Source organism: Bradyrhizobium sp. LLZ17, assembly GCF_041200145.1.
In the GTDB taxonomy this organism is placed as follows: domain Bacteria; phylum Pseudomonadota; class Alphaproteobacteria; order Rhizobiales; family Xanthobacteraceae; genus Bradyrhizobium.
This window is the reverse complement of sequence record NZ_CP165734.1, coordinates 6710042-6722335: the sequence shown is the minus strand read 5'-3', so window position 1 is coordinate 6722335 and position 12294 is coordinate 6710042. Positions and strand designations below refer to the sequence as shown.

The following is a 12294-nucleotide window of genomic DNA, read 5'->3' as shown; positions in this document are numbered from 1 at the left end:
TACTCCGGCAGTTAGGGGCTGAGCGCGACGCGGAATCCATGGGTGGGATAACGAACATTGGTGTCGTAACCGTCGCGGTTGGACGGCCGTACGTATCTCGAGTCGTTCTTCCAGGAGCCCGAGCGCAGGACGTGCGAGTTGCAGTCTCCACCGCTCCATGCCGAACCGTCATTGGGCGCGCCCTGATACGTCCTGTGCCAGCAGTCTTCGACCCATTGGTCAACGCCGCCGCCCATGTCATAGAGTCCGAATGGATTCGGCTTGAAGCTTCCGACCTTCGCAGGCTGCTCGGCTCCGACGTCACCGCAATCTTTGCACTCGGCCATGCCCGGCTGGAGCTTGTCTCCCCACCAATATTTGCTCTGCGTTCCGCCCCGCGCCGCATATTCCCATTCGGCTTCGCTTGGAAGCCGGTACGACTTCTTCGTCGCCTGCGCGAGCCAGCCCGCATATTGCTGTGCGTCGGCCCAGCTCACATTCGTGATAGGGACATCGTCCTTCCCGGTCGCTGTAAAACCGCATGCCTTCGCTGCCGCGCATTCGTTCCATTCACGAACGGTCACGGGATATTTTCCGATCGCGAACGGCTTGATCGCGACCTGATGGACGGGCCTTTCCGTCGGATCATCGTTGCTGCCCATTGCAAAACTGCCCCCGCGGATCGCAACCATGTCCGGTTCCACGATCGATACCGTGGATTGCGACGGGGCCGGCGAGGGCGCGCTTGCCGCCGCTGCTGCCGGCGAGGGAGAAGCCGCGGGTGCTGTCCGCGGCGCCTGCGTCGACGAACCGGGTTCGGCTTGAACGGATTGCGACGTCGGCGATGCTGCCGGAGCCGGCAACGGGGGAGCCCCCGCCTGTTCGCCGGGGCGACCGTACGGCTGCATGAGCAGATACCACAGCACGCCGGTCGCGATCACAATCAGTGTCAGGGCCAGAAGGAACAGCAGCGTATTCTCGCGCCGGCCGCGCGTTCTTCCCACGGCCTCTGCGTCCGGCAGCACGCGATAGATGCGCACGGGATCGGTGATGTTCTTGACCCTGCGGTCACCAACCGACTCGTAGCCGCACACCACCTTGTGCTTGATCTGTTCGTAGATCGCGCCTGAGATGTAGACTTGGCCGGGCTCGGCAATCCCCTCGATACGCGTGGCGATGTTGACGCCGTCACCGTAGACATCGTCCGGCTCCACGATGACGTCACCGAGATTGACGCCGATCCGATATTCGATCCGGGAATCCTTTGGAAGCGAGGCGTTGCGGCCTACGAGATTCTGCTGGATCACAATGCTGCACCGGACGGCCTCGACAGGACTATCGAAAATCGCGATGAAGCCATCGCCCGTCGTCTTCACCAGCGATCCATGGTGCTCGACGATGCTGGGCTGAATGAGATCCCGCTCGATCCGCTTGACGCGGACATGCGTGCCCTCCTCGTCCGCCTGCATCAGGCGGCTGTAGGAAGCGATGTCACCGACGATGATAGCCGCGAGGCGACGCGGTATTGGACCGTGTGGAGGCGGACCATCCTGATTTCCGGATCTGAAGTTGCGAATTTCGCCCATGGCGGCGGGACTCCACAAGCTTACCAGACGCCGCCCCAGCCTACGACTTGGAGAAACCTTCGTCTGTGAAGGGTATCACATTGACGAACTCGGACAATATCGAAGCAATCGTCGATATCGAGTTCCAGAAGGCTGGGCGCGACATTGGCCTGAACCTTCCCGGTGCAACTGCGACTGAGGCACCGCGCGGAGTATCCAGACAGCTCGGTGGGAGCCGTCGCGCTCTGCCCAGGTTCGGCGGTGCTGGACAAGTTCAAGCCAGGCGGCGAACGCCAATTTGCGCGCGATTTAGAGGCGCTCATCGTACGAGCGCGCCTTCGCCTTTTTGGCGAAGTGGCGGCTATCCGCCCGTAACGCTTGTTTGCTATGGTGTTCCGGCAGGAAAGGACGATGTATGCAGCCCGCTACGCAATACGCGAGGAGTGGAGACGTCCATATCGCCTACCAGGCCTTCGGTGACGGTCCGATCAACCTGGTTCTGGTGCCCGGCTTCGTATCCAATGTCGAGAACTATTGGGAGCAACCCGACTTCGCTCGGTTCCTGACGCGCCTCGCGAGCTACGCCCGGGTCGTCACCTTCGACAAACGCGGTACCGGCGGCTCCGATCGTGTCGCAGAGCTTCCGGGACTCGACGTGCGTATGGACGATCTGCGTGCGGTGATGGACGCGGCCGGCATGGAGCAGGCGGCCCTGCTCGGCATCTCGGAAGGGGCGCCGCTTTCGATCATGTATGCGGCCACTTATCCGCATCGATGCCGGGCGATCGTGCTCTACGGAAGCTTTTCACGCTTTTCCTACTGGTTTCCCACCGAGGAGGCGCTAGAGACGTTCTTCGGTTATGTCGAGAAGGCTTGGGGCACGGGCGGCAGTATCCAGAGATTTGCGCCGTCGCGGGCGAATGACGCCGCGTTTCAGCGCTGGTGGGGACGAAACGAGCGGCTGGGTGCGAGTCCCTCCGCAGTGATGGCCCTGATGCGCATGAACAGCCAGATCGAAATTGGCGGCGTATTGCCGGCGGTTCGCGTTCCTGCGCTCGTCATCCACCGGACTGACGATCAGGTCGTGCGCGTCGAAGGCGGCCGCGATGTCGCCGCGAAGATTCCCGGAGCGCGCCTGGCCGAGTTTCCCGGCACCGACCACCTGTTCTATGTCGGTGAGAATGCCGACGACATTTCCGACGCGATCGAGGAATTTCTGACGGGGACACGTGGCTCTCCAGCGGTTGATCGCGTGCTTGCCACGGTGCTGTTCACCGACATCGTCGGCTCGACCGAAAAGGCTGCGTCGCTGGGCGATCGCCGCTGGCGCGCATTGCTGGATGAGCATCACGCCGTGATCCGCCGCAACATCGCGCGCTTCAGGGGCCGTGAGGTCAAGACCACGGGCGACGGATTTCTGGCGACATTCGACGGACCAGCGCGTGGCGTCCGCTGCGCTTGCGCGATCTCGGATGAGATCAAGTTGCTCGGCATCGAGATCCGTGCGGGCCTGCACACCGGCGAATGCGAGATGATCGACGACGACGTCGGCGGCATGGCCGTCCACATCGGAGCACGTGTCGCAGCGCTGGCTGGCGCAGGCGAGGTATTGGTTTCTGGGACGGTGAAGGATCTCGTCGCCGGCTCAGGCCTGCGCTTCGCAAGCCGCGGCACGACCGCGCTGAAGGGCATTCCCGGCGAATGGCAAATCTTTGCCGCCGAGGGTTTGGCCTGACCTGCACGCGTGAACTTGAACGCAGCGCACCTCGCCTGCGACTAACGGCAGACCGGCCTGCGCCGTCCAACGTGGCAGGCCCAATTGCTGTTCACGGTGCGAACATGAAGCTTGCGCTCGTCCTTCCGCTTGCCTTTGCCGCGTTCATCGGCGTCGCCCGCGCCGAGGAGGCCGATCATGTCCGCGAGGCCAGCAAGGCCGAGGCCGAGAGCTTCAACGCGCGGATCTATGCAGGCACGCCCGGCGACAAGGCCTATGCGTGCTTCGTGCGCCGCTACGATGCCGAGCATCTGGCGAAACATCCGAAGCAGAAGGCGGCCTCCATGAAGCTGCTGGTCTCGGCGGAAGTCGACGGCGAAGACAAGCAGCTCCACAATTCGTTCCGGCTCGGCTTCAGATATCGCCACCGTTCGGGCGATTTCGGCTCCAGCGGTTCCTGTCACCACACGGTGTTCACCATGGAAGGCAACGAGGTGCGCCTGGGCTGCGGTGTCGACTGCGAGGGCGGCGGCATCGACGTGGCGCTGTCGAAGGACGACAAGTCGGCCATCGTGCGGCTCGAGCGGGTCAGGGTCTGGCAGCACAACAAGCCGGATGAAGATGCAGAACGATCTTTGGTCGCAGGCGCCGACGACGGGATCTTCCGCCTCGACCGCACCGACGCCAGCGAGTGCGCCGCGCTGGTGACCGACCGCAAGGAACTCGCCGCGCTGCGCCACAAATGATATGTGTCCGGCGGAGTCAGGCTCAGTTGTCGTTGAGGCATGAGCTTTCCGGAAAATCGCTTCGCGCTGTTCCGGATCATGCAGGGAGATCGCCATGAATCGCCGGAACATCTTGTGGAGCATCATCTCGGCCCTGGGCACGGCCTTTGCCGCATCGCGTGCGCAGGCCGCGACCGAGGCTGCGCCGTCGGACAAGCTCAAGGTCGTTTATCATCTCAGCGACGCCGAGAAGGTCAATTTCGTGCTCGGCAACATCCAGAACCACATCGACGGCGTCGGCGGTCCCGACCATGTCACCATCGCGCTGGTGATCCACGGGCCGGCGCTGAAGGCGTTTCATTGGGCGCAGGCCAATCCCGACATCAGCAAGCGGATCGGCGATTTCTCCAAGGACGGCGTCGAGCTCGCCGCCTGCGGCAACACGATGAAGGCGCAGAACATCACGCTGACGGATCTGCTGCCCGGCTTCGTCAGCGCGGAAAAAGGCGGCGTGGTCCGCCTGGCCGAGCTTCAGTCACAGGGCTATCTTTATTTGCGGCCGTAGGGGCCGCGTGAAGTTCGGTGTGCTCCCTCCCCCGCTTGCGGGGCAGGGTCGGGGCGAGGGTGTCTCCGCAATCGAGAACCCCCAAGAGGATAGAACCCTCACCCGACGCGCGGGACGATGCTTCGCATCGCCCGGACGCGTCGACCTCTCCCGCAAGCGGGAGAGGTTCGGGAGTCCGTGGGGCCCACTTCACGACATATCCGCACCGTGCTTGACACATCTATAACTCCATGGTTATGAATAATCCATAACTGATCGATTATGGATTCCGCATGTCCGCCGCACCCGACCTTCTGTTCAGGACGCTCGCCGACCCGACCCGGCGGGCGATCTTCGAGCGGCTTTGCCGCGAAGGCGAGCAGACGGTCGGGGCGCTAACGGCGCGATCCGGCGTCTCCCAGCCCGCGGTCTCGAAACATCTCGGCGCGCTGAAGCAGGCTGGCCTCGTGCGCGATCGCCACGAGGGACGGCAAACGCATTACAGCGCACAACCCGGTGCGCTCGATCCGCTGGTCGACTGGACCAGCCAGATGGCCGGGTTCTGGCAGAACCGGCTCGATGCGCTCGACGATCTCCTGAAGAGGATGGACCAATGACAGAGGCTGCGACTGAAACCCGTTCCGTCGTGATCGAGCGCGAATTCGCCTTCCCGGCGGAGCGGCTCTGGCGCGCGCTGACCCAGCCGCATCTGATCGAGGAATGGCTGATGAAGAACGACTTCAAACCCAGCGTCGGCCACCGCTTCAATCTTCGCGGCGAGTGGGGCGGCGTGCTGGACTGCGAGGTCCTCGCCGTCGAGCCGCAGCGATCGCTCGCCTACACCTGGAATTTCACGCATGAGGATGCGGCGTACGATCTCAAGAGCGTGGTGACGTTCACGCTGACGCCGACGAGCGCGGGCACGCATCTGCGTGTCGAGCAGGCGGGCTTCCGCCCCAGCCAGAAACAGGCCTATGGCGGCGCGCATGCCGGCTGGAAGCAGTTCTTCGCAAAGCTCGACGAGTTGCTGGCAAGGGCAGAGTAGATCGACCACCTGCCTTCATTCGATCATCTCAAGAGGAGGTTTCATTGACTGGAAATATGTGGATTCGGCAGATCCATCGTTGGCTGTCGATCGCTTTCACGCTTGCCGTCATCGCCAACATCGTCGCCCTGACGCTGCAAGTCCAGGCGACGTGGATCGGCTTGCTCGCCTTCGTCCCATTGATCCCATTGCTTGCGACCGGGCTCTACATGTTCGCGCTGCCATATCTCGGCCGCCGCCGCGGCGCCCGACAAGAGGCGTGAACATGAAGAAGGCCGTGACCGCGAAAAGCAGCAGCACGACGAAGACGGATGGGCCTTCGCCCTCAAAACTGATCGATAGCCGAATCAAGGAGCTCGGCGACTGGCGCGGCGAGATGCTCGCGCGGATCCGCGGCCTGATCAGGGAGGCCGACCCAGATGTGGTCGAGGAATGGAAGTGGCGCGGCGTTCCCGTATGGGAGCACGACGGCATCATCTGCACCGGCGAGACCTACAAGTCCGTCGTGAAGTTGACGTTTGCCAAGGGCGCGGCGCTGCAAGATCCCGCCGGCCTGTTCAATTCCAGCCTCGAGGGAAATGTGCGGCGCGCGATCGATTTTCAGGAGGGCGCGAAGATCAACGAGAAGGCGCTGAAAGCGCTGATCCATGCGGCCGTGGAGTTGAATGCGTCGAAGGCGAAGAAGAAGGCGACCAAACGTTCCGCATAGACCAGCTCTGTGGTGCAGCACGAACGCCTTCCCTTCTCCCCTTGTGGGAGAAGGTGGCGCGAAGCGCCGGATGAGGGGTCTCTATCAACACATGAAAGTGCGGAGAGATACCCCTCACCCCCAGTGAGCTTGCGTCTACCGGCGTCGCTGCCCTCTCCCACAAGGGGCGAGGGCACATCGACACGCATCTCGCCGTATCGCTCCGCATGATCAGCGGCGTTACGCCGCGGCGGTGATCGGGCGCGGGCTCACGACGTATTCGCGCAGCACCTTGTCGTTGGCGTCGACCTCGATCAGCGCGACGTCGTAGGTCCAGAGATCGGCGAGATGCTGCAGCACCCGCTTGGCGTCGGTCTCGTTGAGCTGCGAGCCCTTGATGACGCGGTGGTGCAGGATCAGCCGGCGGTCGCCGGAGAGGTCAACATCGACCACCTCGATGTTGGCATCGATGTAGCCGACGTCATGCTGTCGCGCCAATTCGCGCCGGACGCGGCGAAAACCGCGGTCGTCGTGAATGGCATCGACCCGGATGCCGGCGCGCTCCTCGGGATCGTCGTGCAGATGGAACATGCGGAAGTGCCGCATCAGCTTCGGGCTCAGGAACTGCGCGATGAAGCTTTCGTCGCGATAGTTGGCCCAGACGTCGCGCAGCACGCCCATCACGTCGTTCTTCCCGGCGATATCCGGGAACCATTCACGATCTTCATCGGCAGGATTGGTGACGATGCGCTCGATGTCCTGCATCATGGCAAAGCCGAGCGCATAGGGGTTGAAGCCGGAAAAGCGCTGGTCGTCGAATTCGGGCTGGAACACCACATTGGTGTGCGATTGCAGGAATTCGAGGAAGTTGCCGTCGGTGATGCGGCCCTGCTGATGCAGCTTGCTCATGATGCGATAGTGGACGTAGGTCGCCGTCCCCTCATTCATCACCTTGGTCTGGCTCTGCGGATAGAAATATTGCGCGATGTGGCGGACGATGCGCAGCAATTCGCGCTGCCACGGTGCGAGCCTGGGCGCGCTTTTCTCCAGGAAATAGAGCAGGTTTTCCTGCGGCAGGCCGAGCAGCTTGCGGCGGCGCTCAAGGGAGATTGCGGTCCGGGTCTTCGAGGCACCCTTTGGCACGGTGCGCCAGAGATCGTTGAAGACCTCCTCTTCGTGCTGGCGACGGCGGCCGGCCCGCTTCTCTTCCTCGCGTAGATCCAGCTTCTTCTTGCCTGGATAGCGGTCGATGCCGTGCGACATCAGTGCATGCGCGGCGTCGAGCGTACGCTCGACCTCGACGCGGCCGTAGCGCTCCTCGCAGCTCATCACGTAGTTCTTGGCGAAGTCGAGATAGTCGAGGATGCCGTCGGCGTCGGTCCACTGCTTGAACAGATAATTGTTCTTGAAGAAATGATTGTGGCCGAAGGCGGCGTGCGCGATCACCAGCGTCTGCATCGTCGCCGTGTTCTCCTCCATCAAATATGAGATGCAGGGCGAGGAGTTGATCACGATCTCATAGGCGAGGCCCATCAGGCCCTTGCGATAGGATGCCTCATGATAGGCAAAGTGCTTGCCGAAGGACCAGTGCTTGTAGAACAGCGGCATGCCGACGGACGAATAGGCGTCCAGCATCTGCTCGGCGGTGATGACCTCGATCTGGTTCGGATAGACGTCGAGGCCGAGATCGTTGATCGCCACCTCCTCGCAGGCATCGGTGATGCGCTGCAAGGTGTGAAAATCCCAATCCGCGCCTTCGAACAAGCGTTCCGTCATGGAGCGGCCTTCTCCTGGGTTTCGCGGCGCTGGAACAGGTCATGGAACACCGGGAAGATCTCGCTGCGCTCGCTGACCTTGCGCATCGAGAGCGGTGCGCCGCTGTTGCGCAGGCGCTCGTAGAGGGTCCAGAGCGAGGAGTCGGAGAGATCGAAGGCGCTGCCGCCGGCCTCGCCGACCTCGAGATAGGCAAAGAACTGGCAGACCGGCAGGATCTTGTCGGTCAGCAGCATGCCCGCGAGCTCGCCATCGGAATAGGAATTGTCGCCGTCGGAGGCCTGCGCCGCATAGATGTTCCAGTCCGACGGATTGAAGCGCTCGCGCACGATCTCGTGCATCGCCTGAAGCGCGCTGGAGACCAGCGTGCCGCCCGAGGCCGGACCATAGAAGAAGGTCTGCTCGTCGACCTCCTCGGCGCGGTCGGTATGACGGATGAAGACGATCTCGACGTGCTTGTAGCGCCGCTTCAGGAACACGTAGAGCAGCATGTAGAAGCGCTTTGCCAAATCCTTCATGTGCTCGGACATCGAGCCGGAGACGTCCATCAGGCAGAACATCACGGCCTGCGCGACCGGCTTGGGGACCGTCTCGAAGCGGCGATAGCGGATGTCGAGCGGATCGATGAAGGGAATGCGCTTGGTCTTGGCCTTCAGCTTTTCGAGCTGGGCGAGCAGCTCAATGCGCTCGTCCTCGTCCGTACAAGCCGCGATGGCGGCCTCCAGGTCTTCGATCTCGTCCTTGCGGGGACGCTTGAGCGCGATCCGGCGCGCCAGCGCGAGCCGGACCGTCCGGCTGACCGAGATGTTGGCGGGCGAGCCGGAGGTGGTGTAGCCGGCGCGCTGCAGACCGTCGCTCTCGGTCTGCGCGATCTTGCGCTTGGCGAGATCCGGCAACTCGAGATCGTCGAGGAAGAGATCGACGAATTCGTCGCGGCTCAGCACGAAGCGGAAGGCGTCCTCGCTGTCGCCTTCGCCGGGACCGGAATCCTTGGCGTTGCCCTGGCCGGAGCGCTGCAGGTAGTCGCCCTCGATAAACTTCTTGTTGCCGGGCAGCACCATGTCGCGCGTCCCGCCTTCACGGCGGAACCGCGGCTCGTGCATGCCGTCCAGCGGGATCGTGACCTCACCACCCTCCAGGACGTCCTTGATGTCGCGTTCCTGCGAGGTCTTCTTGACGGCGCCCTGCACCAGGGACTTGGCCCGACGCAAGAACCGCTGGCGGTTCTCAAGACTCTTGCCGCCTGGATTCAGGCGCCTGTCAATGATGTGAATGGCCACTTTCTCATCCGCCTCAACCGGCTTGCTTCACGCGCATGTACCATTCGACCAGCCGGCGAACCTGACGCTCGGTGTAGCCGCGCTCCACCATGCGTGCGACAAACTCGCCGTGCTTCTTCTCCGTCTCGCCGTCCTTCTTCGACCCGAACGAGATGACTGGAAGCAGGTCCTCGACCTGGGAGAATATCCGCTTTTCGATCACATCGCGAATCTTCTCGTAGGAGATCCAGGTCGGATTCTTGCCGCCGTTCTGGGCTCGGGACCGTAACGAGAATTTGACCACCTCGTTGCGGAAATCCTTCGGGTTGGCGATGCCCGCCGGCTTCTCGATCTTGGTCAGCTCCTGGTTCAAAAGCTCGCGATCAAGCAGCTGGCCGGTGTCGGCATCCTTGAAGTCCTGGTCCTCGATCCAGGCATCGGCGTAGTCGACGTAACGGTCGAACAGGTTCTGGCCATAATCCGAGTAGGATTCGAGATAAGCCTTCTGGATCTCGTTGCCGATGAACTCGGCATAGCGCGGCGCGAGGTCCGCCTTGATGAATTCGAGGTAGCGCTTCTCGACTTCCTCGGGCAGTTGCTCGCGCTTGATCGACTGCTCCAGCGCGTACATCAGGTGCACGGCATCGGCGGCGACTTCCTGCGGATCGTGGTTGAAGGTCGCAGCCAGGATCTTGAAGGCAAAGCGGGTGGACACGCCGTCCATGCCCTCGTCGACGCCGGCGGCGTCGCGGTATTCCTGCACGCTGCGCGCCTTCGGATCGGATTCCTTCAGGCTCTCGCCGTCGTAAACCCGCATCTTGGCGAACACGGTGGAGTTCTCGTGCTTGCGCAGGCGCGACATCACCGAGAACCGCGCCAGCGTCTCCAGCGTCGAGGGTGCGCACGGCGCGGCCGCGAGCTCGGAGCCCTGGATCAGCTTCTCGTAGATCTTCTGCTCCTCCGTGACCCGCAGGCAGTACGGCACCTTGATCACGCAGATGCGGTCGATGAAGGCCTCGTTGTTCTTGTTGGCCTTGAAGCTCGACCACTCCGCCTCGTTGGAGTGGGCGAGGATGACGCCGGTGAACGGGATCGCGCCGATATTCTCGGTGCCGATATAGTTGCCTTCCTGCGTTGCGGTGAGCAGCGGGTGCAGCATCTTGATGGGGGCCTTGAACATCTCGACGAACTCGAGCACGCCCTGGTTGGCGCGATTGAGGCCGCCGGAATAGCTGTAGGCGTCGGGATCGTTCTGGGCGTAGGTCTCGAGCTTGCGGATGTCGACCTTACCGACCAGCGAGGAGATGTCCTGGTTGTTCTCGTCACCAGGCTCGGTCTTGGCGATGGCGATCTGACGCAGTCGCGACGGCTGGATCTTTGCGACACGAAACTGGGAAATGTCGCCGCCGAAGGCCTCGAGGCGCTTGTAGCACCACGGACTCATCAGGCCGGTGAGACGACGGCGCGGAATGCCGTATTTCTCTTCCAGCATCGGGCCGAGCTGCTCGGGATCGAACAGGCTGAGCGGGCTTTCGAACACTGGGCTGAGTTCGTCACCGGCTTTGAGCACGTAGATCGGATGCACTTCCATCAGCGATTTCAGCCGCTCGGCGAGCGAGGATTTGCCGCCGCCGACCGGGCCGAGCAGATAGAGGATCTGCTTGCGCTCTTCGAGCCCCTGCGCCGCGTGACGGAAGAAACCGACGATGCGCTCGATGGTTTCTTCCATGCCGTAGAAGCCGGCGAAGGCCGGATAGGTGCGGATGGTGCGATTCAAAAAGATACGGCCAAGGCGTGGGTCCTTGGCCGTGTCAATCGTCTGGGGCTCACCGATCGCCGCTAATAGTCGTTCGGCCGCGTTCGCGTATTTCATGGGATCGCTTCGACACGATTCCAGGTATTCCGCCATCGACATGTCGTGCTGGCTTCTCGCCTCGAACGACTTTGCGAAAGCGTTGAATAGAGAATCGTTGTACATGATCCCTCTCCGCGTGAGTTCCGCTACACAACTGAAACTAAAGCAGCGACCGGACCGTTCCCTAGCGCCACTCTCGAATCAGCGTGAGCACATGACGATCATTCGACACCCGCAGGCCTTCACCACGCAACGCACAACGTAGGCATCGGGTGAGTTACGAACAGGCACCTGCCTGTTATTTATGCGAATCTATATCCGCAATTGCTAATTTCCAGCAAATGTCGCCTCGCCGCAACATCCGGGCGTTACCGGGTACAGGCCCATCCGGCAGCGCAGCATAGAAGCCGACCGGCGGCAGCTTTATGACGTTTGTGCGGCCAGGCTTTGCACGCCGTGATCGCGGTCTCGCCGCAATGCGGTGCGTGGATCACTGGCAGCATGACAGTCGCGGCAGGCGCGCAGCAAAGTGTCGAAATCCGTCGCCAGCCCCTCTGAGCGAATGACGATGCGGTCTGCCTGCGTCCTGCGCGAGGCGGCGCGGATCCAGCGAAGCTGCCGCTGCAAGGCCGGCGTCGGCGGCAGCACAATCGCCTTGTGGCCGCGGCATTTCTCAGCCGAAACATCCGCAATTGAATCCCACAGCAGAAATTCATTACCGATCCGGAGATCACGGATGCCGTCGGAGGTGACGATCACGACCGGTCCCCGCTCGGCCGGCAGCATCCAGATCAGCCAGCAGGTGATCGGACCCAACACCGCGACGCCGGCATAGCCGATCGCCCTGTCGTAGTCGCCGATGCCTCCCCACCAATCCAGGGCGAGGCTTGAATTCAAGACAAGGCTTGCGCAGAGCAGCGTCATCGCAAAGCTGACCGCGACCAGCAGCCGCAGGCGCGTGGCGCATTGACCGATTTCGAGATCGTGAAATGCATCGATGCCCATCGCCGCAGCGACCGAATGCGAATTGTCGGCGACGGCGAGCGCCGCACCATCAGGAATTGCGTGCATGCTTTCCCCCAGCATGGCCATTCGCGACCGAGCCAATGTTGCCTCAAGCGGGACCGGACTCCCCTGGCGACACTCC

General features: G+C 62.4%; 12 protein-coding genes. 7 read left to right on the top strand and 5 right to left on the bottom strand.

The genetic code is table 11. The features are described from left to right. Positions 1–11: 11 nt before the first annotated feature. On the bottom strand, positions 12–1565 hold the full coding sequence (locus AB8Z38_RS32210; protein ID WP_369721616.1) for an SUMF1/EgtB/PvdO family nonheme iron enzyme: 1554 nt from the start codon (positions 1563–1565) through the stop codon (positions 12–14). Positions 1566–1959: 394 nt separating this feature from the next. Between AB8Z38_RS32210 and AB8Z38_RS32205 the strand changes: the two genes are divergently transcribed. The 7 genes from AB8Z38_RS32205 to AB8Z38_RS32175 all read left to right on the top strand — a co-directional run bounded on the left by AB8Z38_RS32205 (position 1960) and on the right by AB8Z38_RS32175 (position 6281). Beyond that, a complete protein-coding gene (locus tag AB8Z38_RS32205) occupies positions 1960–3279 on the top strand; it encodes an adenylate/guanylate cyclase domain-containing protein (protein ID WP_369721615.1) in 1320 nt (439 codons plus the stop codon). Positions 3280–3383: 104 nt separating this feature from the next. Further along, a complete protein-coding gene (locus AB8Z38_RS32200) occupies positions 3384–4004 on the top strand; it encodes a hypothetical protein (RefSeq protein WP_369721614.1) in 621 nt (206 codons plus the stop codon). Positions 4005–4098: 94 nt separating this feature from the next. Continuing rightward, positions 4099–4548 (top strand): DsrE family protein, encoded by a 450-nt coding sequence (locus AB8Z38_RS32195; RefSeq protein ID WP_369721613.1) that lies wholly within the window; start codon positions 4099–4101, stop codon positions 4546–4548. 272 nt (positions 4549–4820) lie between these two features. Beyond that, the gene (locus tag AB8Z38_RS32190) at positions 4821–5144 is read left to right on the top strand and encodes an ArsR/SmtB family transcription factor (RefSeq protein ID WP_369721612.1); all 324 of its coding nucleotides are present in this window, start codon (positions 4821–4823) and stop codon (positions 5142–5144) included. Further along, entirely contained in the window at positions 5141–5572 is a 432-nt protein-coding gene (locus AB8Z38_RS32185) for an SRPBCC domain-containing protein (protein WP_369721611.1), read from the top strand. Before AB8Z38_RS32190 ends, AB8Z38_RS32185 begins: the two co-directional genes overlap by 4 nt. Positions 5573–5616: 44 nt before the next feature. Further along, positions 5617–5835, top strand: coding sequence for a hypothetical protein (locus AB8Z38_RS32180; protein ID WP_027570573.1), 219 nt, complete (start codon positions 5617–5619; stop codon positions 5833–5835). A gap of 2 nt (positions 5836–5837) precedes the next feature. After that, positions 5838–6281 (top strand): DUF1801 domain-containing protein, encoded by a 444-nt coding sequence (locus AB8Z38_RS32175; protein WP_369721610.1) that lies wholly within the window; start codon positions 5838–5840, stop codon positions 6279–6281. 219 nt (positions 6282–6500) lie between these two features. On the opposite strand, the gene AB8Z38_RS32170 is transcribed toward AB8Z38_RS32175, so the two are convergent. The 4 genes from AB8Z38_RS32170 to AB8Z38_RS32155 all read right to left on the bottom strand — a co-directional run bounded on the left by AB8Z38_RS32170 (position 6501) and on the right by AB8Z38_RS32155 (position 12239). Beyond that, positions 6501–8036, bottom strand: coding sequence for a SpoVR family protein (locus AB8Z38_RS32170; protein ID WP_369721609.1), 1536 nt, complete (start codon positions 8034–8036; stop codon positions 6501–6503). Beyond that, positions 8033–9307 carry a YeaH/YhbH family protein gene (locus AB8Z38_RS32165; protein ID WP_369726659.1) on the bottom strand — a complete coding sequence of 425 codons (1275 nt, stop codon included), beginning with the start codon at positions 9305–9307 and terminating at the stop codon, positions 8033–8035. Before AB8Z38_RS32165 ends, AB8Z38_RS32170 begins: the two co-directional genes overlap by 4 nt. Positions 9308–9326: 19 nt before the next feature. Then, positions 9327–11270 (bottom strand): PrkA family serine protein kinase, encoded by a 1944-nt coding sequence (locus AB8Z38_RS32160; protein WP_369721608.1) that lies wholly within the window; start codon positions 11268–11270, stop codon positions 9327–9329. 300 nt (positions 11271–11570) lie between these two features. After that, entirely contained in the window at positions 11571–12239 is a 669-nt protein-coding gene (locus tag AB8Z38_RS32155) for an STM3941 family protein (RefSeq protein ID WP_369721607.1), read from the bottom strand. Positions 12240–12294 lie beyond the last annotated feature (55 nt).

Coding starts and splice junctions, on each gene's coding strand:
- AB8Z38_RS32170 (WP_369721609.1), bottom strand. CDS start 8,036: ATGACGGAACGCTTGTTCGAAGGCGCGGATTGGGATTTTCACACCTTG.
- AB8Z38_RS32175 (WP_369721610.1), top strand. CDS start 5,838: ATGAAGAAGGCCGTGACCGCGAAAAGCAGCAGCACGACGAAGACGGAT.
- AB8Z38_RS32200 (WP_369721614.1), top strand. CDS start 3,384: ATGAAGCTTGCGCTCGTCCTTCCGCTTGCCTTTGCCGCGTTCATCGGC.
- AB8Z38_RS32205 (WP_369721615.1), top strand. CDS start 1,960: ATGCAGCCCGCTACGCAATACGCGAGGAGTGGAGACGTCCATATCGCC.
- AB8Z38_RS32160 (WP_369721608.1), bottom strand. CDS start 11,270: ATGTACAACGATTCTCTATTCAACGCTTTCGCAAAGTCGTTCGAGGCG.
- AB8Z38_RS32185 (WP_369721611.1), top strand. CDS start 5,141: ATGACAGAGGCTGCGACTGAAACCCGTTCCGTCGTGATCGAGCGCGAA.
- AB8Z38_RS32210 (WP_369721616.1), bottom strand. CDS start 1,565: ATGGGCGAAATTCGCAACTTCAGATCCGGAAATCAGGATGGTCCGCCT.
- AB8Z38_RS32155 (WP_369721607.1), bottom strand. CDS start 12,239: ATGGCCATGCTGGGGGAAAGCATGCACGCAATTCCTGATGGTGCGGCG.
- AB8Z38_RS32195 (WP_369721613.1), top strand. CDS start 4,099: ATGAATCGCCGGAACATCTTGTGGAGCATCATCTCGGCCCTGGGCACG.
- AB8Z38_RS32190 (WP_369721612.1), top strand. CDS start 4,821: ATGTCCGCCGCACCCGACCTTCTGTTCAGGACGCTCGCCGACCCGACC.